Here is a 20077-nt window from a genome sequence, read left to right on the forward strand (position 1 = left end):
AGCCTGATATTCATAATCTTGTACTTAAGATAAAGGTGGAAAAATTGCAGCAATTTGCTATTGGTCAACGTTGGTTATCAGATACTGAAACAGAACTCGGTTTAGGGGTTCTCATTGATGTTGATGAGCGATCGGTCAGCATTTTATTCCCAAAAAGCGATGAAACTCGCGTCTATGCTCGCAGTAACGCCCCCTTATCTCGTATCGTATTTAATGCGAATGACGAACTGCAAGATCAGGAAGGTACGATCTGGACCGTTGAGTCAGTTGAAGACCGCAATGGTGTGGTGCGTTATCACGTGGTCCGTACTCTTGAAGATGGCACAGAAGAACGTAAAGCTTTAAATGAAACCCGTGTAGGCGCAACGATTCAATTGTCCAAGCCTTTAGACCGTTTATTGGCCAGCCAGATTGATTATAAAGAATGGTATGACCTGCGTATTGAAGCCTTGCTGATGCAAGCCAATATGCAAACCAGTCCATTGCGTGGCTTGGTCGGTTCGCGTGTAGGTCTGATTCCACACCAGTTGTATATCGCACATGAAGTCGGACAGCGTTTTGCACCGCGTGTTTTACTGGCGGATGAAGTTGGCTTGGGTAAAACCATTGAAGCTGGTCTGATCATTCATCAGCAACTTAAAACTGGCCGTTCTGAACGTATCCTGATCTTGGTTCCGGATTCACTGCAATATCAATGGATGATTGAGATGCGCCGTCGTTTCAATCTTGAATTCTCCCTATTTGATCTGGCGCGTACTGCATCGATCAAAGAGCATGATCCTGAGTTAAATCCATTCCTGACTGAGCAGCGTATTATCGCTTCAGTGGACTTGATGGTCGATCACGAAGATCTGCGCGAACAGGCGATTGAAGCGGGCTTTGACCTGCTGGTCGTCGATGAAGCGCATCACCTGATGTGGTCTGAGGAAGAAGGCGGCAATGACCGTTATGATCTGGTCGAAGAGCTGGCAGAGAAAACACCGGGCGTATTGTTATTGACTGCAACACCAGAACAGCTCGGTGTAGAATCTCACTTTGCACGTCTACGTTTACTTGATCCGCAACGTTTCAGTTCATTGGACCGTTTCCTGGATGAAGAAGAGCAGTATCAGCATACTGCTAAAATCGCTGAAGTACTGATGTCAGACCTTCCACTGGAAGCTGAGCATTTCACTGCGATTGAAAGCCTGCTTGGTCATGCGATTGAAGATACCCCAGAGCAACGTTTCCGTGCCATTCATGAATTATTGGACCGTCATGGTACGGGCCGCATCCTGTTCCGTAATACACGTGAGGCAATTCAGGGTTTCCCGGGCCGTGACTGTCAGCCAGCGCCTTTGCCAGCACCAGAAAACTGGTCTAAAGATGGCAAACTACGTGAACAGATGTGGCCGGAAGAATCTCAACTTGATGGCTCGTGGATGGAAACTGATCCGCGTGTGATGTGGTTGATGGAAAAGCTGCGTACTGATCTAAAACATAAAAAAGTATTGCTGATTGCACGTAGTGGTCCAGTGGTTGAAGCACTGGAAAATGTATTACGTCTGCATGCAGGTATCCGTACTGCCATGTTCCATGAAGGTATGAGCCTGCTGGAACGTGACCAAGCAGCGGCTTATTTTGCTGAAGAGTCTTATGGTGCGCAGATTTTACTGTGCTCTGAAATTGGTTCAGAAGGTCGTAACTTCCAGTTTGCATCAGACCTGATTCTATTTGACTTGCCAGCCAATCCGGATGTACTGGAACAGCGTATTGGTCGTCTGGATCGTATCGGTCAGGAAAACCGTATTCAGATTCATGTGCCTTATCTGGTGGGTACTGCGCAAGAACGTATGTTCCGCTGGTATAACGAAGCGCTGAATATTTTTAGCAACATTTCTCCAACTGCGCAAACGCTGCAAGAAAACTTTATTGTTGCCCTGAAAGATTGTTTGCTGGCAGATAAAGGTCAGGAATTTGAAGATCTGCTGGAAGAAGTTAGCGTACAACGTGAAGCGCTTGAAGCCGAGTTGCAGGAAGGTCGTGACCGTCTGCTTGAGTACAATTCTTGCCGCCCCGTCGTGGCACAGGAAATTGTTAATGCGCTTGAAGACTATGATGACAATACCACCTTGCCAATGTTCATGAAGCGTTTTATGGCATCGACCAATATCGACTTTGATGAGCAAAGCAATGGTACGGTGATCATCAAGCCAACGGATCAGATGCAGGTACAAGGTTTGACCCTGGATGAAGAGGGTATGACAGCCACCTTCTATCGTGACCAGGCTCAGATCCGTGAAGATGCTCAATATCTAACTTTAGAGCATCCATTCACTGAAAGCGTGATGGAAATGATCAATACTCAGGGCTTTGGTAGTACCAACGTTGCGGTCTTAAAGTCTGCAGCATTGCCACAAGGTTCTGTATTGATGGAAGTGTGGTTCAAGGTTGATGTGGTTGCACCAAAAGCACTGAACTTACCGTCAAGCTTGCCACAGCAGCTGATCCGTGTATTGCTGAGTGAAAAAGGTCAGGATCTGTCTCAAAAGATTGCGCCTGAAATCCTGAAACCATATCTACATCATTTAGATGGCAATAGCTGCCGTCAGGTGGTGAAAGCACGCCGTGAAGTGATTGAAGCGCGTTATCAACAGGCATTGGAATTAGCTCGTTCAGCATTGCCAAACTTCAGGCAGCAGGCTAAAGAAGCGTATGGCAATAAATGGCAGTATGAGATTGACCGTCTGACTTACCTGAAACAGTTCAACCCAAGTATCCGTGAAGATGAAATCGCACGTTTACAGAAGCTGCAAAAAGAAGGCTTGAGTTTGTTAGAAGGTTTATCTGTAACACCTGAAGCGATTCAAGTAATGGTCGTGGTTAAGCCATAAGATCTAATGAATTATGAAAGCAGCTTTCGGGCTGCTTTTTTATGGCTGGAATTAAAGTCATGATTGAGCTTTTGGTCGGGCTGTGCTAGCTGATATTTTCTGTATTGTTTAAAATCAGCACCTCTAAGAATAAGAAATAAAATATCATGTCCAAAGCATTGATCACTATTGGCGCGAAAACCAGCCATGGCGGTATGGTCACTGAATGTGAAAACTCTTTTTTAATTAATGGCATGGCGGTGCATCTGAATGGCATGAAGCATTACTGTCCCAAGTGCCAAACTACGGTTACTGCAATTGCTAGTGATTTATCTACAATAGTCAAAGGTAGGGCTGTAATCATTGCTGGAGATAAAGCCAGTTGTGGAGCCACTTTTTTACCGATGCAAAATCTGGCTATTTCTAAAAAATAATGGACCATATGTCGATCTAGACTGAAAGTGACTTAAAGGTCATAGATTGGTGATTTAGATCCTGTGGAATTTCATATTTTAATATTAAGCTTCTATCAGGCTTTATAAAGAAATGATCAAAGAAAATAATGAAACAGGTTTTGCATTTTACTCATGCCAATGGCATTCCATCGGCAAGCTATCGGAAGTTTTTAAATTATTTTCAGGATGAATATCAGGTCAAGGCGATTCCGCTGATCGGGATGAATCCAGCCTATCCAATTACCAAAGACTGGCGTTATCTAGTAAATGAAGTGATACAGGATATCCAGCAGCAATCTCCGGATCAAAAGGTGATTGGGCTGGGACATTCATTTGGTGGTTTGGTAACTTTAATGGCAGCCTATCAACGTCCGGATTTATTTTCCAAACTGGTGATCATGGATCCACCTTTCGTAATTGGGAAAAATAGTGCATTGTTTGAAGTCGTGAAAAAGTTCAACTTAAAAAGTATTGACCGCTTCACTCCGGCAGGTATTACCCTAAAACGTAAGGATTACTGGCCATCTAAACAGGACGCCGTTGCAGCGCTGAGATCGAATCGTCTGTTTAAGCATTTTGATGAGCAATGTTTTCAGGATTATATTGAAAGCGGGACTGTGCCTGATCAAGAGCGTGGAGGGGTAACTTTAGCTATTCCGAAACAGATTGAGGCAGAAATTTTCCGGACTGTACCGGCCTGGTGGTGGCGTACACCAAGAAAACCACCACAGGTCCCGATACATTTAATCACAGCAGAGCGCAGCCAGTTTTATCAGCAAGGTTTACCACAAGGCATGCATAAGGTCTATCGGGTAGATTATTCAGTAGTGCAGGGCGGACATATGTTTCCACTAGAACATCCAGAAGTGACAGCAAACCATGTTAAAGCTAAATTGAATGAGCTTTAATCTTGATAATAAAAAAGACTCACTAAGAGTCTTTTTTCAGCTGGTTTAACGGATCTGAGACTGATCCAGATGACGGGCACCTTCCAGAATCATGCGAATCATGATCATGGTTTGTTCCGCAATTTCCTTACGGTCTTCAGGTGCCATATCGATCACATTGGCTCCCATATTAAATACCAGTTGGGTAATCGCTCTGGCAGCAATCTCGGGATGAAATAATTTTTTATTATTAAGTCGTTCCAGACGGATCAGGTCTTCCTGAAGCTCCTGCTGGAAATAATTCAGTTGGCGTTCGACTGCCTGTTTATAAGATTTTGAACCGGTATAGCCTTCACGTAATAACAAGCTTAAATTGCCTTCATCAGCATCCAGCTGGGCAATAAAGACTTCGACAGAACTACGGATAATACTATTCTGTTTCGATGCTTTTAGGCGGGACTCATTGAGAATCTGACGCAGCACAATCCCGGCACGATCAATCAATTCAATCGCCAGTTCATCGATATCTTTAAAATGACGATAAAAACTGTTCGGAGCAATTCCAGCCTCACGGGCAACTTCACGCAAGCTTAAAGATGAAATACTTTTTTGTGGTCCAATCAGGTTTAAAGCAGCCTGAAACAATTCTTCCTTGGTAATGATCGCTTTACGGCCCACACTACGGACAATAATGGGCTCATCAATGCTTTTCGATGGTAAAGACGCGTCACTGCTTATTTTCATTGAAGGCTCATTCATGAGGTGATTAGTAAAAGGCATTAACACATTATAACGAAGGCAGTCCAGCTTGTGAAATGATTAGAAACAATACAAGTGTATATACAAATATATATACAAGTGTATAATAATTAAAAATCCAAGGTGATGTCTAAAACGATGCCTGTACTCGAAAAGCTTAAAACGCCATTAAATACGCTGAAAGAGAGTGTGATTGATCCATATGCGATTAATTTCTGGATGCAGAAATTAAATCCTCTATGGTCGATGAATCAGCCCTTAGGCAAGATCGTGCGCAAAGAAAATGCTGCGCAGGATATGCTGAGTCTGACGATTCGTGTCAATCATTTATTCCAGTTCGGTCAGGCGGGCCAGCATCATCCTGTATTTGTGGTGGTGAACGGCATTCGTTATGAACGTAGCTATAGTCTGACCCGTATTGATCAGCAGCATGTTTTATTGACGGTTAAAAAAGTGAATGCAGGTAAGGTTACCACCTGGTTTGCTGAACAGGCTGAAGTCGGCGATATCATTGAATTCGGTCAACCTTTCGGTGACATGACTTTGCCAGAACAGAGCAGCCCATTGCTTTTGCTTGCTGCGGGTAGTGGTATTACACCAATGCTGAGTATACTGGAAGCTTTAAAAGATAAAGCTGAATTGGTTGCACCAGTAACTTTATGGTATTGGGTCAAGAAAAATCAGGATGCTGCTTTCATTGCGCGTTTTGAAGAGCTGGCACAAAAGTTTTCAAACTTTTCTTATCAGGTATTTGCAACTCAGGAACAACCGGCTGCGCCGCGTCTTGATGAATCTTATCTAGATCAATTGCAGGCATTGGAACACAGCACAGTCTATGCATGTGGATCATCAGGTTTTGTTGCGACTGCAGAACGACTGTTTGCTTCAGCAAAACTGTTCAAAAGTGAAGCTTTCAGCATGAGTCTGAATGATGAAGCTGATACTGGTTTTGTCAATGTAACCCTGACTCAATCGAAAAAAATTGTCACGATTCCTAAAGGCCAGTCGATTCTGGTGAGTCTGGAACAGCAGAATATCCGACCGACCCATGGCTGTCGTATGGGCATCTGTAATAAATGTGCCTGTAATAAAGCAGAAGGTTCAACCAAGAATCTGGTCAATGGCGCACAAAATACCGAGCCAGGTAATCTTTTAAAAATTTGTGTTAACTCAGCGCAGACTGACCTTGTCATCGACTTATAAGCGAGTTTTATCCTATGAATATGCCAGTAAAATTACAGTATTTTAAAAATCCTAAAAACCGTGAACTGACCCAATCTGAGCTAGATGAACTTGCACGTGAGCTTGATGCCATCAAGCAGGAAGTGCTGGATGATTTAGGTGAAAAAGATGCCAAATATATCCGTCGCGTATATTCGAGCATCCGTTATTCATCGATTGCAGGTCGTGCCTTATTATTCGCAGGCTGGTTTCCGCCAGCATGGTTGGTGGGTACAGGCTTATTAGGCTTTGCCAAAATCATGGAAAATATGGAACTGGGTCATAATGTCATGCACGGTCAATATGACTGGATGAATGATCCGAAGCTCAATGGCCAGACTTACGAGTGGGATATTGTCGGAACTTCAGACAACTGGCGTCAAACCCATAACTTCAAGCATCATACCTATACCAATATTAAAGGTATGGATGATGATATTGGTTATGGCTTGTTGCGTTTATTCCCTGAGCAACGCTGGAAACCAGGCTATTTATTACAGCCAATTTACAGTATTCCATTTTGCTTATTATTCCAGTGGGGCGTAGCCATTCAAAACCTTGAATTGGGTAAATACTTCAAAGGCCGTAAAACCAAAGAACAAACTCTTGAAGAATGGGAGCCAATGCAGCGTAAAATTGGTAAGCAATTATTCAAAGATTATGTATTCTTTCCGTTGATTGCAGGTCCTGCAGCATTACCGGTATTGACAGGTAACCTGGTGGCAAATGGTCTTCGTAATATCTGGACTTTTAGTATTATTTTCTGTGGTCACTTTACTAAAGATGTAGAAGTGTTTCCGAAAGCCGTCATGGAAAATGAAAGCCGTGGTCACTGGTATATGCGTCAGATTCGTGGTTCTTCAAACTTAACCGGTTCTGAAGCGTTTCATATTTTGACTGGACATTTAAGCCATCAGATTGAACATCACTTATATCCAGATGTGCCTGCACGCCGTTATCGTCAAATGGCACCAAAAGTAGAAGCGGTATGTAAAAAATACGGCTTAAACTATAATAATGCCAGTCTGGTAAAACAGTATGGCAGCGTGATTAAACGTATCGTGAAATATGCGTTTCCGTTTAAGAAGTAAGATAGATTTCAATAAAAAACCGCTGTTCATAGCGGTTTTTTATTATTCTCAGTTTAATTAATTATTTTAAGTTCAGACTTGGGTAAATTCATTTCAAGTAATGGAAGTACTTTATCTCGTCCTTCTAAATAAGCATACTGTGCAAGGCTTAACATTGCCTCATCTTCCTCACTATTTCCATAAGCATAAATTTCAGCATAATCTTCTAAATTATATTTTTCCAAGATTCTGCTTTTCTTCTGATCCTTACTACAATCAGGTGTGTTGTATAAACCTGTCATTTCGCCTGTCAGAATTTCTACTTCACTACAAATCAGGTCAATGCCTAAATAAGTACAAACCGGTTTTAAATATAAATTTAACGAGGCTGAAACGAGAACGACTTGATGCCCGAGTTGCTGGTGTTGTCTGAGTTGCTTTAAGAGCTTGGGATTCAATCTTAAAACAAGCCGCTGTGCGTATTCTTCGGCAAGCTGCTGAATTTCCTGCGCATGACTATTTCTGAACATGGTGTAATACAGTTTTGGTCGCATCGCATGAGCAGGATAGAGCTTAAGATAGTAAGCCTGAATCCAAGGCAGAATACGAAGTCCACGTTTCAGAATTTGCCTTTTCTTTAAGGCATAGAAAATGAACCCTGTAAAACTGTCATAAGGATACAGGGTTCCATCAAAATCAAATAAGGCTAGAGTTTTATGTTTTTGATGCGGTGCATGCATGTTTGATAACGACCATCGACACGGCTGGCAAACCAGTTAGTATTATACTCACGACTCAATTTTGGGCCTGAGATCACGACTTCTGGCATCATTGCATAGATTGGCTCTTTACCAGTTTTTTCTTGATAAAGTTTACTGATGCCACGATAAGTCATAGTATCTTCAAAATCTTTAACTTTTTCTTTCTTTAAGTCAGCCCGAATCTGACGTTCAGTAATAATAAAATTATTTTTTGCAAAAACGCTGATGAGCTCTCGTTCAGATTGACTCTTTTGTGAGCGAATCGCGCCATCTTTAGTATATAGTAGTAAATCGCCATCCAGACTCAACTCAGCTTCGGTTAAGCTATTTAACATGCTCTGGAATGCTGCATTACGGCTGGAATACATCCCAGAGTTATAATCAGCAAAGCGATAAATCGGTTTTTCATAATCCGCAGGGTACATCATCAATCGATGAATCCCGTAATAGAGTCCGCCATACTGGCTATACAGGTCACTACGTAAATCAGCAATACTACCACCTTGACGTTTATATTCCTTGGCATAGCTGATATGAACCTGCATGGAACCTAAAGTTGTAATCGGATTCATTTTTTCGCCAATATTTTGCCCAAACAGTTTAGCTGCACCTGTCAATGCGCTTACATGATAATGCTTAGCCATGAAATCAAAGATTTCACGATAAAGTTCATCTAATTGACGTTCGGTTTTGACCCGGCGCATCTGGCTTAAATAATTGTCTTCTGGGCTTGGATGGTTTTTTAGTACATCCTGGAAATATCCTGCAACTGTTCCACCGATACTTTCACCAAGTTTATCTTTAAATTTTTCTTCCAGCCGTTCCTGAACTTCTTTAACGGCTTTTTCACCAAGTCCAGGAACTACCGGGTCTGCATTAAAGTTAGATTCCTGATCGACAACTGCTACGATTGAACAGATATTCTCTTTAGTTTGTGGAATACCGAGCTGGTCAGTAATGTCATAAATATCTTGTGCCCAGGATTCGCGCTGGCTGACACGACCTGGAATGGCTTTGCGAATATGTTCAACTTCAAGAGTTGGTTCATCATTTGACCACCATGAACCATTGCCACACCCTACAAGGCTAATAGATAAAGCAAGTAGGGATAAGGACTTAAGAGAAAAAGCTTGAGCAAAATATTTGTTCATGGTGTCGTAAATAAATTGAAAAGATGAGTGAACAAGGCAGATGCAGTATACTATGCCCATCAGAAAAGTGATGAATTTATATGTATATTGGTCCCTATCAACTGTCAAATAATTTGATTGTCGCTCCCATGGCAGGTGTCACCGATCGTCCATTTAGAACCTTATGCAAGTACTTCGGTGCGGGTCATGCAGTCAGTGAAATGATGACTTCTGACAAGACCTTGCGCATGAGCAAAAAGAGCTTATATCGGGCAAATTTTGATGGTGAGCTGGCACCAATCTCAGCGCAGATTGCTGGTTCTGATCCGCATGACTTAGCTGAGGCAGCGCGTTATCAGGTTGCAAATGGGGCACAAATTGTTGATATCAATATGGGTTGTCCAGCAAAGAAAGTCTGTAATAAGCTGGCCGGTTCTGCCTTGTTAAAGGATGAAGATCTGGTTGCACGTATTTTAGATGCAGTCGTTGCTGCAGTTGATGTTCCTGTGACTTTAAAAACCCGTTTGGGCTATCTCAACGGTCATGAAAATATCCTACGAGTTGCAAAACGTGCTGAAGAAGCGGGGATTGCAGCGTTAGCATTACATGGTCGTACTCGTGAAGACATGTACCTCAATACGGCACGCTATTCTTTAATCAAGGAGGTGAAAGGGATGTTGAATATTCCCGTGATTGCGAATGGAGATATTGATAGCCCTGAGAAAGCCAAATATGTACTGGACTATACAGGTGCAGATGCCATCATGATTGGCCGTGCTGCACAAGGACGTCCCTGGATTTTTCGTGAAATTGCACATTATTTAGAAACTGGAGAGCATCTTGCTGCGCCAAGTATTGCTGAAGTGAAAGATGTATTATTAGGACATCTATCTGAGCTTTATGAATTTTATGGTGAATATTCAGGTTGCCGTATTTCGCGTAAGCATATTGCCTGGTATACCAAAGGTTTACGTTCCAGCAATGAATTCCGTCAAAATATGTATCAGGTAGAAAACACCGCCGATCAATATAAAGTGGTGGAAAACTATTTTAATGGATTACTGGAACATGGACATATCATGAGCGATGTACAAATAGATCAGGTGAATCTGTTAGAAACTAAATAAAAAGATAGATTTCCTACTTATTTCAAAAGGTACTGTAGTAAATACAGTACCTTTTTTATCTTATAGCTAAAATTTTATATGCTTCCGTTACATTAAAGACTGTAGTGAACATAGCCGCATATTAAGTTCACTGAAACTGGACAGGATATGGACATTGTTTACGTGAAATTGCTCTAAGCTGAATTTCTAGCATGGCAAGATGTTTATTCAATCTTGTTCATTCTCATGATCAAGGGAGATCTATAATGACAAATACCAATCGTCCAGTTACAGACTTTGGCAATAAAACCTCGACTGAATTACCAGAGGAACGTAGTGACGCATTAAATCAAGATGCAACAGATGCCAGTGCTCGACCAGATTTGAATTCACCTCAAAAAGATAATCCTCGTGTGCCAGATATGAATGAAGGCGAGGATAATGTACTTGCTACCAGTGCAGGTACTTTAGGCGGGGCAGCAGTTGGAGCAACTGCCGGTCTGGTAGGTGGTCCTCCAGGGGCGGTAGTAGGCGGTATCATTGGCGGTGTTGTAGGCGGCATTGCAGGGAATGATATTGCTTCACCTGATCATTCGAAACAGACGGATAACTACGAGCATCCAGAAAATCATCCAGAGGCAGATAATTATCAGCATCCGGACATGATTAAGCAGGAAGATGATTACTGGAGAAACGAACATACCAACCGTCCGTATTATACTGAATCACGTACCACCTACAGCGATCTAGACTATGATCGCGACTATCGTGGTGCTTATCGGGTGGGTTATGAAAACCGTCCGCTATATGACCGTCAAACTGACTTTGAACATGCCGAACCTGAACTACGAACCAAATGGGAGCAGGTAAAAGGGGAATCCCGTTTGAATTGGGAAGAAGCGAAATTTGCGATCAAAGATGCTTGGTATCGTATGACTCGTTAAAAGAACGATATAAAAAAACCTCTCTTTGGAGAGGTTTTTTTATGTTCTAAAATTAAATTTTGCTTTATTTTTGTTTCATTTCCAGCACTAACTGGTTAATTAAATCAGAGGCTTCCATCTCACGAATTTGCGCCACATTCGAACCAGCCCAAAACGCGCCATAACCCTGATCACCATGTTTGGACGCTGCTGCATGTAACTGCTTGGCCAAATCATAAGTATATGGATAGGCAGGTACATCCAGACGATCAGGAGTGTCGATGTCTATATGCCAGTGATTAATGATGCCACGCGCTGGACGGCCGGAAATGCTGGCACTAACTTGAGTCAGCGGCTTGGACAGTAGCGCTTTACGATAGGCGTCATTGGCATTGGAAGATTTACACTGAACAAATGCCGTGCCTAATTGTACTGCTTCAGCGCCAAAGTCCATCATCTGACGTGCTTGTTCACCATTCATGATTCCGCCTGCAGCAACCACCGGCAATGAAAAATGCTGTTTTATTAACTTGACCAGATTAGAGGTTTTGACTGAGGCATCAAACTTGGTGCTAAAGATACCCCGGTGACCTCCAGCCTCAATGCCTTGAGCAATGATGATATCAATCCCTGCCTCTTGAATGGCTTTGGCCTCAGCAAAATTGGTGGCAGATACCATCGTCAGAATACCGGCATCTTTTAGAGCCTGAACCTGATGCGGAAGAGGAATGCCAAAATGAAAGCTGACCGCACATGGTCTGGTTTCCAGAACCAGATTCAAGAAATCATCATTGTCTTTAAAACTTGGGTAAATACAGTGTAATTGAGTGGGTGGATTAATTCCGTATTCAGCAAATTTATCTTTAAACTGGTCAATCCAGGCTTGAGCTACGTTTTCATCAAGAGGCTGGCTGTCATGACAGAAAAAGTTAACCTGAAATGGGCAGTCTGTAAGTTCCTGAGTTTTTAAAATCTGCTGGCGCGCAGATTCTACGCTGCTGGCTCCCAAGCCTAGCGAACCCAGACCACCTTGATTTGAAACTTCCGCTGCCAGTTCAGGTGTCGAAAGGCCTGCCATAGGGGCCAAAAAAATAGGATGTTTTATTCCAAGTTTTTCTAATAAAGACATAGATTTGCTCCCTGTTACTCTATCTACTTTGCCTATAGCCGCAGAATTAAGCAAATCATATTGGTTATTTTATTTTGAAATAATGCTGTATGGATAACGGTTCATTTACATTTCTTACGACATGAGATGTCGTCACAAAGACAGCAAAGCTATAGTGCAGAACAGGGAAAATTTATAATAGGTTTTTAGCCAACAACTTGCTGAAATCATGTCTGATCGTATCCGAGAAAAACTACAAATTTTAGCTGATGCCGCCAAATATGATGTGTCCTGTTCATCGAGTGGCAGCAACCGCAAAAATAAAGACAAAGGCTTGGGCAATACCGGAAATGGGATCTGTCATAGCTATACCGAAGATGGTCGCTGTGTCTCATTACTGAAAATACTGTTTTCCAATGTCTGCATTTTTGACTGTGCTTATTGTGTCTCTCGTCGTTCCAATGACGTAAAACGTGCTGCATTTACCGTGCAGGAAGTGGTCGATCTGACCATGAATTTTTATCGCCGTAATTATATTGAAGGGCTGTTTCTCAGTTCGGGAATTTTTAAATCAGCAGATTACACCATGGAGCGGATGTTGCAGGTGGTGAAAAAGTTGCGTCTTGAAGAAAATTTTAATGGTTATATTCATCTCAAAACCATTCCTGGAGCATCACAGGAGATTATTACTGAAGCAGGTTTATATGTCGACCGGATGAGTATCAATCTGGAAATGCCGACCGAAGCAGGCTTGCAAAAGTTTGCCCCAGAGAAAACCCATACAGAAGTACAAAAAGATCTGGGAATTGTGCGGGACCGTTTAATCCAGTTGAAAGATGAACGTAAGATCATCAAATCCGTTCCTAAATTTGTTCCTGCAGGGCAGACCACGCAAATGGTGGTTGGTGCGCATAGTGAGACGGACAAAGATATTATTTTGATGGCTGATCGGCACTACAAGGAGTTTAAGCTGAAACGTGTGTATTTTTCTGGCTATATTCCGATTAATCCCGAAGAAAAAGCCTTACCCGCAATTGGCTCAGCACCACCCTTATTAAGAGAAAATCGTCTATATCAGTCTGACTGGCTGATGCGTTTTTATGGATTTTCAGCAGATGAAATTGTAGATGACCAGCATCCAAATCTGGATCTGGATATTGACCCAAAGCTGAGCTGGGCTTTACGTCATCCTGAGGCCTTCCCGGTTGATATTAACCGAGCCGACTACAAAATGATTTTACGCGTGCCGGGCATTGGAGTACGTTCTGCCAAAAAGATTGTACAGGCACGCCGTTTTGGTCAGATTCATATTGACCAACTGAAAAGGATGGGCGTGGCGTATAACCGGGCACAGCATTTTATCCGCTGTGCAGATACACCAAAATTTAAAAAGGAGCAGCAATCCCAGCAGATTCGCCAGCAGATTTTACAAGCTGGTCAATCCAAATATCAGCAACAATTGTCACCTCAACTGGGATTCGGTTTTTAATGGCACACTACTGTTTTGATGGCACCATGACCGGTTTATTAAGCTGTGTTTTTCGGGCTTTTGAATTTAAAGAATTTGATGTCAAAGTGACTGCCAATCCGCAGGCACAAAATGGCTTATTCGATGATTTTATTCATGTGGCCTCGAATGAAAGTCAGGGACAGCGGGTCTGGCAAGGCCTAAAACAGAAAGTATCATCCAGCAGTTTAAAAGCCTTTTATTATGCTTTTCTTTCTGAAAAAGAACAGGCATTTCAGAATCTATTTGATTTTGCAGTTTATGTGTTTCAAAACCAACGGCCGGTTGATAAAGATTATGGCCATCATGCAGTCATCGGAATGTCACAATGGTGCAAACAGGTCGGGCGTGAAAAGCATCGTATGGAAGCTTTTGTCCGCTTCAAAAAAGCCAAAGATGGATTGTTCCTCAGTCTGGTCAAACCGGATTTTAATGTACTGCCGATTATTTCCCGGCATTTTAAGGAACGTTACCAAGACCAGCGTTGGCTAATTTATGATGAGCAGCGCCAGTACGGTATCTATTACGATTTAGATGATGTACATCAGATAGAAATGAATGCAGAAATAGTTGATCCACAAATCCGGATTGGACATAGTCAGTCTTTTAGCATTGAACTGGATGATGAAGAAGTACTCTATGATCAGCTTTGGAAAGATTATTTTAAAAGCGTGAATATTCAGGCACGACAAAATATGAAACTGCATATCCAGTATGTACCTAAGCGCTACTGGCGTTATATGAATGAGAAAGTACTTTAAATAAAATCTTTACCCAAGTTTAAGGCATAATGACAGCTAATATTTAGATCGAGTGTATAGATATGAAGGTATGGCTGGCATCATTAGCTATGGTAACTGGATTGGCTGCGTGTTCAGCAGAGCAACAGAAAGTAGCAGTAGATCCGGGTAAATATCAGGTTAAAAGTGCACAGGAATTACAGCAACGTTTTGATGATCTAAACAGTAAGTTGGCACAGGACTTTCAGCAATTTAAAAAAGTAGAAAGCATTGCCTTTTCTCATCAATTGCCTCTGGATGTGAATAACCTGCAAACTTTAAACCAGCATCCTGTCAGCCGGACTGCTCTAAAATCCAGTAAAGTAGCCTACTGCGACATGATGAATGGCTATTTTGCCGAAATGTTTCGCTTGGGGCATTATAATCTGAATCTGGTCGACAAGATCCAGTTACCTAAAGCCGAGAATGAAGACCTGAAATCCAATTTTGCATCTAGCGATCAGTTCTATACTTTTATTCTGGATCGTTATACCACTTATCGCCAGGTTCAACAGACCATGAATTATGGCTGTAACTTAAAAGCTGCGTTATAAGTATGTCTTGTCCTGAAATAGATTGACAGTATTCTACTTCAAACCGAGTTAAGCAATTAGCTCGGTTTTAGTTTGCTCATACGTCTGATTCGGGGTGTTCATATTTAAACTTAAATGTGGTCTATAGCAATTATAAATCATGATAGATTCCGCAATTAAGTGATCTAACTCTTTCATGGTTTGACATCGTGTAATTAAAAACTCCTGCTTTAATATTCCATTAATCCGCTCTGCTAATGCATTCTGGTAACAGTCTCCTCCATCTGTCATAGAAGGACATACCCCATAATGGCGTAATGCCGATTGATATAGTTCAGAGCAATACTGAGAGCCTCTGTCTGAATGATGAATCATCCTTGTCGCTCGATCCGTCACATGCTGCATCGCCATATGTAGAGCCTGCACAACATTCTCCGCACGCATATCATTCGATAACTTATAACCTTTAATCTGACGGGTATAAGCATCTGTCACTAAGGATAAATAATGTACGCCTTCAGCACTCTCAACATAAGTAATATCACTAACAAAGACTTCGTTGGCTTGCACTGCTGAATAATCCTTTAATAAATTTGGATGCTTCTTCATCCAATGCTTGCTATCCGTAGTTTTTGTATAGCGACGCTTGGGGCGAATCAATAAATTATGCTCTTTCAATATTTTAAATAACTGATCCCGTCCACACTTTAAACCACGCTGCAACAATTTGCCTTTAATAAGCCAATACAGCTTACGTGTTCCGATACTTGGCATGAGACAACGATATTCCATAACCAACTCAAGTATTTGTTCAGTTGCTTGTGCAGCCATTTGAGCACGTTTTTCTGCTTGATAATAAGCTTGTCGGGTGATTCCCAACCACTGACAATAACGTGAAACGCTTAGTCTTCTTTGGCTTTGCCAATCTTTGAAACGTGCTCGGTATACTTTTTTCCAAGATCAGTCCCACATTCTTTATCAATGTGATAAATCACATCCTGAATAAATTCAGTTTTAAGCTTTTCTGCGGCTAACTGCTTTTCTAATTGGCGGATTCGTTGTTGGGGGGTTAATTGGCGTTTAGAAGAAGTCGGCATATTCGAAGTCCAGTCCTGTTGTCCGTGCTTGCGTAACCATACCAGCACAGTTGATCTTCCTTGAATACCATATTTTGCCTGAGCTTGTTTATAAGTAATTTGCCCTTTTTCTACTTCATGTACAACCATCATTTTAAAGGCGAAGCTATAATCACGTTGTGTGCGTTTAACTCGTTGTTCTTGTGCATGTTCCATAAAATAAGTCTCTTAAGGTGTAAACTTATTTCAGGACGGGACAGTATGAAGCTATAAAAAAGCCCATCACAAAGATGGGCTTTTTATTTAGCAACCAGTTAATTTTTCTGGTTGAGGTTTCTCACCGGGGAAGAAAATTGGACGAAGTTTTACACCTAGACCATTTCCGAGAAATGCGAAGACCAGCCATAACCAGCCATGTACGCTGCCCGAAGCAATACCACTAAAATAGGCACCGATATTACAGCCATAAGCCAGACGAGCGCCATAGCCGAGCATCAAGCCGCCAATAACCGCAGCAACCAATGAACGTTTTGGAATATTGAAGTTCGGAGCAAATTTACCTGCCAGACTGGCAGCCAATAATGCACCAAGCATGATGCCAAAGTTCATCATGGATGTAATATCGAACCAGAGTGATTCAGATAAGGCTTTGGCATTTGCTGGTTGCTGCCAATACGCCCAAGAGGCTACATCAATTCCAACAAAACTTGCAGATTTCGCGGCCCAGACAGCAAGGGCAGAAGTGACACCCCATGGACGACCAGCCAGCGCCAAAGTAGCAAAGTTAAGCAGGGTTAAAATGATTCCGCCCCAGATTAATGGCCATGGACCACGCAAAAAGCGTTTCCAGCCCTGATGCTGGCTTTGAGCTTCAATTTCCAAGTTGCCATGACGTTTCTTTTCAAAAAATACAGTTGCAGCAGCAATAACAGCAAAAACGACAAAGCTCAAAACAAGTGCAGGAATGACACCAAAACTTTCTACAATGGAGATAGGTGCGAAATGAGGTAGGTTAAACCACCAGTCAATATGCGAAGTCGCAATCAGTGAGCCGGCACAGAAGAAAAACAGGGTGACCAGCATACGAGCACTACCACCACCCACAGTATAAAGTGTACCTGATGCACAACCGCCACCGAGCTGCATGCCAATCCCGAAAATAAATGCACCGATCACCACAGACAGTGAAACCGGACTGACAAAGCCTTGAACTGGATTACCAAACAGTTCACCTGCGCCTAAAGCAGGAAAAAATAGCAAGACAGCAAGACCTAACATGATCATTTGGGCACGTAAGCCACGACCACGACGTTCTTTAATAAAAACGCGCCAGCTGGAGGTAAAACCAAACGATGCATGATACAAGGTCATACCCAATGCACCACCCACCAGAAATAATAGAGCTTGGTTCAGACCTACGATGTGATAAGCACCGACAGTTCCTAATACAAGTAAAATAAAAGCCACCCAGACCGAGAGATTCGATCGCTGGGAAGACGCAGCAATAACAGACATGGGAGATCAAGCTTTAAAAATAAAGTCGCGTATATTACGCAATTTCTCACTAAAATGGGCTGATCTAGGGCTACTAAGAGTCAATTAAACATCCTGATAACTGATAATAATTATGACTTTAAGTGATATAAGGTCGTGATTATTTCAGAAGATATCATTTTATTTAGAACAATCACCCGTCTAATAGTGAAACGTATAAAAAGTTTAAAAGCCTGCAAAGCAGGCTTTTAAAGATTGAAAGCTTTAAAAATTAATTTTCAGCTTTCTCACGTACTTTGCCTGCACCTTCTTCAATAGCACCGGCAGTTGCAGCAGTCGCGTTTTTAGCGGCTTCAGCAGTGGCATCGGCTGCTCGAGAAGTCGCAGCGGCGGCTTCATCAGCGGCACGGGAAGCATTTGCAGCCGCATTATCCATGGCTTGATCAGTTTCTTGAGAAGCCTCATGAGTGGCATCTTCTATATCATGGCCTGCTTGATCAGCAGCATTTTCTAAATGTTCGCCAGTTGTCGCACCTGTTTCAGGATTTTCTTTCTTATTACAACCCACTAAAGCAACGGTTGCAGCTAAACCCAAAGCAACAAGTAATTTATTCATCGTGTCATATCCTTTGTAGTTGTAAGGTCGAAAACAGTCTAGCGAGTATTTATTTGAATTTATGCTAATAATTAGATCAGAATTTGTTCGCTAAATGTAATTTTTATAAAGACTTATACAATTTCTGCTAAATATCAATCGTCTGATTATTTGAATGTATTTTCTTACAAACCTTGTGTGGATTGCTTCTCATTGCTTATAAAGAATGAATAGACTCGCTTTCGTATGCAGTTTTAGATGTAACAAAACACAACTATTTCATCATCAATTTTTATCAAGCTAAAAGTAGAAACCATAAAAAAAAGCCCGCATAAAGCGAGCTTTTTTAAAATATGAAAAATTATAGACCAGCAGATGCCTTAAGTGCTTCGACTTTGTCAGTTTTTTCCCAAGTAAATGCAGTATCTGAACCTTCACGACCAAAGTGACCATAAGCAGCAGTCTGTTTATACATCGGTTGAATCAGGTTCAACATACGGGTAATACCGTATGGACGCAGGTCAAAGTGCTCACGTACCAATTGCACGATCAATTCATCAGACACTTTGCCTGTATTGAAGGTATTGATTGAAATTGAAGTAGGCTCGGCTACACCAATCGCATAAGACACCTGAATTTCACATTTGTCTGCAAGACCCGCAGCGACAATGTTTTTCGCAACATAACGGCCTGCATAAGCAGCAGAACGGTCAACTTTCGATGGATCTTTACCAGAGAATGCACCGCCACCGTGACGTGCCATACCACCGTAAGTGTCTACAATGATTTTACGGCCAGTCAGACCACAGTCACCTACAGGACCACCGATCACAAACATCCCGGTCGGGTTGATGTGGAATTTGGTATCTGCATGGAACATGTCGGCAGGAATGATTTTTTTCACGATTTCTTCAATCACAGCTTCTTTTAAATGAGCTTGTGAAATTTCAGGATCGTGTTGAGTCGAAAGCACAACAGCATCTAGACGAACAGGTACGCCATTTTCATAAGCGAAAGTCACCTGGCTTTTTGCGTCTGGACGTAACCAAGGCAATGTACCGTTACGGCGTAATTCAGCCTGTTTTTCCATTAAGCGGTGCGCATAAGAAATTGGCGCAGGCATAAGTACATCAGTTTCACGGCTGGCATAACCAAACATCAAGCCTTGGTCGCCGGCACCTTGATCTTCCGGTTTCTGACGGTCTACACCCTGAGCAATTTCAGGAGACTGTTTACCGATCATGTTGATGATCGCACAAGTCGAACCATCAAAGCCAAGGTCAGAATGATGATAACCAATACTGTTAACGGTATGGCGGACAACCGCTTCAAAATCGATGTTCGCAGTTGTTGTGATTTCACCGGCAAGTACAACCGCACCTGTTTTTACAAGCGTTTCACAAGCAACCCGTGCATATGGGTCTTCTTTTAAGATTGCATCCAAGATAGCATCACTGATTTGGTCAGCCATTTTATCTGGATGGCCTTCGCTTACAGATTCCGAAGTAAATACAGCGTACTCGCGCATAGTCCTATCACAGTTAAATTTAAAGACCCGATATGTTACATCGACTTGTGCTCTAGGACTAGCGCAACTCGACAAAATTGCACGAAATTGTTTCAAATTATTGTGCTTTTATTTGATTATTGGAATTAAAAAAACTGATATGCCTAACTAAACAGCAGGGTGGATTCATTTAATAAACTTAATAAATAATCTGTGAATTGATAAGAGACGCTTATTAAGCAGTGATATTTCTAAACAAATTTGCATAACTAAGTACTAAGAAAAATATAAAAATTAAATGCCTCAAATATCAA

Annotated in this window: 18 protein-coding genes; 10 read left to right on the forward strand and 8 right to left on the reverse strand. The window is 41.9% G+C overall.

What is annotated here, in order from left to right:
* The first annotated feature begins 35 nt into the window (after positions 1-35).
* The 3 genes from rapA (at position 36) to FOC32_RS10710 (ending at position 4215) form a co-directional block, all read left to right on the forward strand.
* Entirely contained in the window at positions 36-2873 is a 2838-nt protein-coding gene (rapA, locus tag FOC32_RS10700) for an RNA polymerase-associated protein RapA (RefSeq protein WP_034702909.1), read from the forward strand.
* Between the two features lie 146 nt (positions 2874-3019).
* Complete coding sequence (locus tag FOC32_RS10705; RefSeq protein WP_175967352.1) at positions 3020-3286, forward strand: PAAR domain-containing protein; 267 nt, start codon at positions 3020-3022, stop codon at positions 3284-3286.
* A gap of 128 nt (positions 3287-3414) precedes the next feature.
* Positions 3415-4215: an alpha/beta fold hydrolase gene (locus FOC32_RS10710; RefSeq protein WP_175967354.1), complete on the forward strand. Its 801-nt coding sequence runs from the start codon at positions 3415-3417 to the stop codon at positions 4213-4215.
* A gap of 45 nt (positions 4216-4260) precedes the next feature.
* Here the strand turns inward: FOC32_RS10710 and fabR are convergent, their stop codons facing one another.
* Positions 4261-4938, reverse strand: coding sequence for an HTH-type transcriptional repressor FabR (fabR, locus tag FOC32_RS10715; RefSeq protein WP_175967356.1), 678 nt, complete (start codon positions 4936-4938; stop codon positions 4261-4263).
* Between the two features lie 153 nt (positions 4939-5091).
* Between fabR and FOC32_RS10720 the strand changes: the two genes are divergently transcribed.
* The gene (locus FOC32_RS10720) at positions 5092-6156 is read left to right on the forward strand and encodes a ferredoxin reductase (protein WP_175968205.1); all 1065 of its coding nucleotides are present in this window, start codon (positions 5092-5094) and stop codon (positions 6154-6156) included.
* Positions 6157-6170: 14 nt separating this feature from the next.
* Positions 6171-7265 (forward strand): fatty acid desaturase family protein, encoded by a 1095-nt coding sequence (locus FOC32_RS10725; RefSeq protein WP_175967358.1) that lies wholly within the window; start codon positions 6171-6173, stop codon positions 7263-7265.
* 53 nt (positions 7266-7318) lie between these two features.
* On the opposite strand, the gene FOC32_RS10730 is transcribed toward FOC32_RS10725, so the two are convergent.
* Both FOC32_RS10730 and FOC32_RS10735 read right to left on the reverse strand, forming a co-directional pair.
* On the reverse strand, positions 7319-7984 hold the full coding sequence (locus FOC32_RS10730; protein WP_005235152.1) for an HAD-IB family phosphatase: 666 nt from the start codon (positions 7982-7984) through the stop codon (positions 7319-7321).
* On the reverse strand, positions 7951-9156 hold the full coding sequence (locus FOC32_RS10735) for a DUF1615 domain-containing protein (protein ID WP_175967360.1): 1206 nt from the start codon (positions 9154-9156) through the stop codon (positions 7951-7953). Before FOC32_RS10735 ends, FOC32_RS10730 begins: the two co-directional genes overlap by 34 nt.
* A gap of 80 nt (positions 9157-9236) precedes the next feature.
* Between FOC32_RS10735 and dusB the strand changes: the two genes are divergently transcribed.
* Together dusB and FOC32_RS10745 are read left to right on the forward strand one after the other, a co-directional pair.
* Positions 9237-10262: a tRNA dihydrouridine synthase DusB gene (gene dusB, locus FOC32_RS10740; protein WP_175967361.1), complete on the forward strand. Its 1026-nt coding sequence runs from the start codon at positions 9237-9239 to the stop codon at positions 10260-10262.
* Between the two features lie 245 nt (positions 10263-10507).
* Complete coding sequence (locus FOC32_RS10745; protein WP_175967363.1) at positions 10508-11185, forward strand: hypothetical protein; 678 nt, start codon at positions 10508-10510, stop codon at positions 11183-11185.
* A gap of 64 nt (positions 11186-11249) precedes the next feature.
* Here the strand turns inward: FOC32_RS10745 and FOC32_RS10750 are convergent, their stop codons facing one another.
* The gene (locus tag FOC32_RS10750; protein ID WP_005235156.1) at positions 11250-12293 is read right to left on the reverse strand and encodes an NAD(P)H-dependent flavin oxidoreductase; all 1044 of its coding nucleotides are present in this window, start codon (positions 12291-12293) and stop codon (positions 11250-11252) included.
* Between the two features lie 208 nt (positions 12294-12501).
* Here FOC32_RS10750 and FOC32_RS10755 point away from each other — a divergent pair, with 208 nt between their 5' ends.
* The 3 genes from FOC32_RS10755 (at position 12502) to FOC32_RS10765 (ending at position 15112) form a co-directional block, all read left to right on the forward strand.
* Positions 12502-13761, forward strand: a complete 1260-nt coding sequence (locus FOC32_RS10755; RefSeq protein ID WP_175967365.1) for a putative DNA modification/repair radical SAM protein — start codon at positions 12502-12504, stop codon at positions 13759-13761.
* A complete protein-coding gene (locus tag FOC32_RS10760; RefSeq protein WP_175967367.1) occupies positions 13761-14540 on the forward strand; it encodes a TIGR03915 family putative DNA repair protein in 780 nt (259 codons plus the stop codon). The genes FOC32_RS10755 and FOC32_RS10760 overlap by 1 nt, the downstream gene beginning before the upstream one ends.
* 62 nt (positions 14541-14602) lie before the next feature.
* The gene (locus FOC32_RS10765; protein WP_104426233.1) at positions 14603-15112 is read left to right on the forward strand and encodes a hypothetical protein; all 510 of its coding nucleotides are present in this window, start codon (positions 14603-14605) and stop codon (positions 15110-15112) included.
* Between the two features lie 48 nt (positions 15113-15160).
* On the opposite strand, the gene FOC32_RS10770 is transcribed toward FOC32_RS10765, so the two are convergent.
* From FOC32_RS10770 to metK, 4 genes are all read right to left on the reverse strand, one after another.
* Positions 15161-16383 (reverse strand): IS3 family transposase gene (locus FOC32_RS10770; RefSeq protein ID WP_104426777.1). Its coding sequence is split into 2 segments (ribosomal slippage): positions 15161-16047 and positions 16047-16383, totalling 1224 coding nucleotides; the frame shifts between segments, so codons are not numbered across the junction.
* Positions 16384-16470: 87 nt separating this feature from the next.
* Positions 16471-17682, reverse strand: a complete 1212-nt coding sequence (locus tag FOC32_RS10775; RefSeq protein ID WP_175967369.1) for a YeeE/YedE family protein — start codon at positions 17680-17682, stop codon at positions 16471-16473.
* A gap of 250 nt (positions 17683-17932) precedes the next feature.
* Entirely contained in the window at positions 17933-18277 is a 345-nt protein-coding gene (locus FOC32_RS10780; protein ID WP_175967370.1) for a hypothetical protein, read from the reverse strand.
* Positions 18278-18617: 340 nt separating this feature from the next.
* The gene (gene metK / locus FOC32_RS10785) at positions 18618-19784 is read right to left on the reverse strand and encodes a methionine adenosyltransferase (RefSeq protein ID WP_004786281.1); all 1167 of its coding nucleotides are present in this window, start codon (positions 19782-19784) and stop codon (positions 18618-18620) included.
* Positions 19785-20077 lie beyond the last annotated feature (293 nt).

This window comes from Acinetobacter sp. FDAARGOS_724 (assembly GCF_013364475.1).
In the GTDB taxonomy this organism is placed as follows: Bacteria; Pseudomonadota; Gammaproteobacteria; order Pseudomonadales; family Moraxellaceae; genus Acinetobacter; species Acinetobacter variabilis.

Coding starts and splice junctions, on each gene's coding strand:
- FOC32_RS10780 (WP_175967370.1), bottom strand. CDS start 18,277: ATGAATAAATTACTTGTTGCTTTGGGTTTAGCTGCAACCGTTGCTTTA.
- FOC32_RS10705 (WP_175967352.1), top strand. CDS start 3,020: ATGTCCAAAGCATTGATCACTATTGGCGCGAAAACCAGCCATGGCGGT.
- FOC32_RS10720 (WP_175968205.1), top strand. CDS start 5,092: ATGCCTGTACTCGAAAAGCTTAAAACGCCATTAAATACGCTGAAAGAG.
- FOC32_RS10730 (WP_005235152.1), bottom strand. CDS start 7,984: ATGCATGCACCGCATCAAAAACATAAAACTCTAGCCTTATTTGATTTT.
- FOC32_RS10725 (WP_175967358.1), top strand. CDS start 6,171: ATGAATATGCCAGTAAAATTACAGTATTTTAAAAATCCTAAAAACCGT.
- FOC32_RS10760 (WP_175967367.1), top strand. CDS start 13,761: ATGGCACACTACTGTTTTGATGGCACCATGACCGGTTTATTAAGCTGT.
- dusB (WP_175967361.1), top strand. CDS start 9,237: ATGTATATTGGTCCCTATCAACTGTCAAATAATTTGATTGTCGCTCCC.
- fabR (WP_175967356.1), bottom strand. CDS start 4,938: ATGAAAATAAGCAGTGACGCGTCTTTACCATCGAAAAGCATTGATGAG.
- metK (WP_004786281.1), bottom strand. CDS start 19,784: ATGCGCGAGTACGCTGTATTTACTTCGGAATCTGTAAGCGAAGGCCAT.
- FOC32_RS10735 (WP_175967360.1), bottom strand. CDS start 9,156: ATGAACAAATATTTTGCTCAAGCTTTTTCTCTTAAGTCCTTATCCCTA.
- FOC32_RS10755 (WP_175967365.1), top strand. CDS start 12,502: ATGTCTGATCGTATCCGAGAAAAACTACAAATTTTAGCTGATGCCGCC.
- FOC32_RS10765 (WP_104426233.1), top strand. CDS start 14,603: ATGAAGGTATGGCTGGCATCATTAGCTATGGTAACTGGATTGGCTGCG.
- FOC32_RS10775 (WP_175967369.1), bottom strand. CDS start 17,682: ATGTCTGTTATTGCTGCGTCTTCCCAGCGATCGAATCTCTCGGTCTGG.
- FOC32_RS10710 (WP_175967354.1), top strand. CDS start 3,415: ATGAAACAGGTTTTGCATTTTACTCATGCCAATGGCATTCCATCGGCA.
- FOC32_RS10750 (WP_005235156.1), bottom strand. CDS start 12,293: ATGTCTTTATTAGAAAAACTTGGAATAAAACATCCTATTTTTTTGGCC.
- FOC32_RS10745 (WP_175967363.1), top strand. CDS start 10,508: ATGACAAATACCAATCGTCCAGTTACAGACTTTGGCAATAAAACCTCG.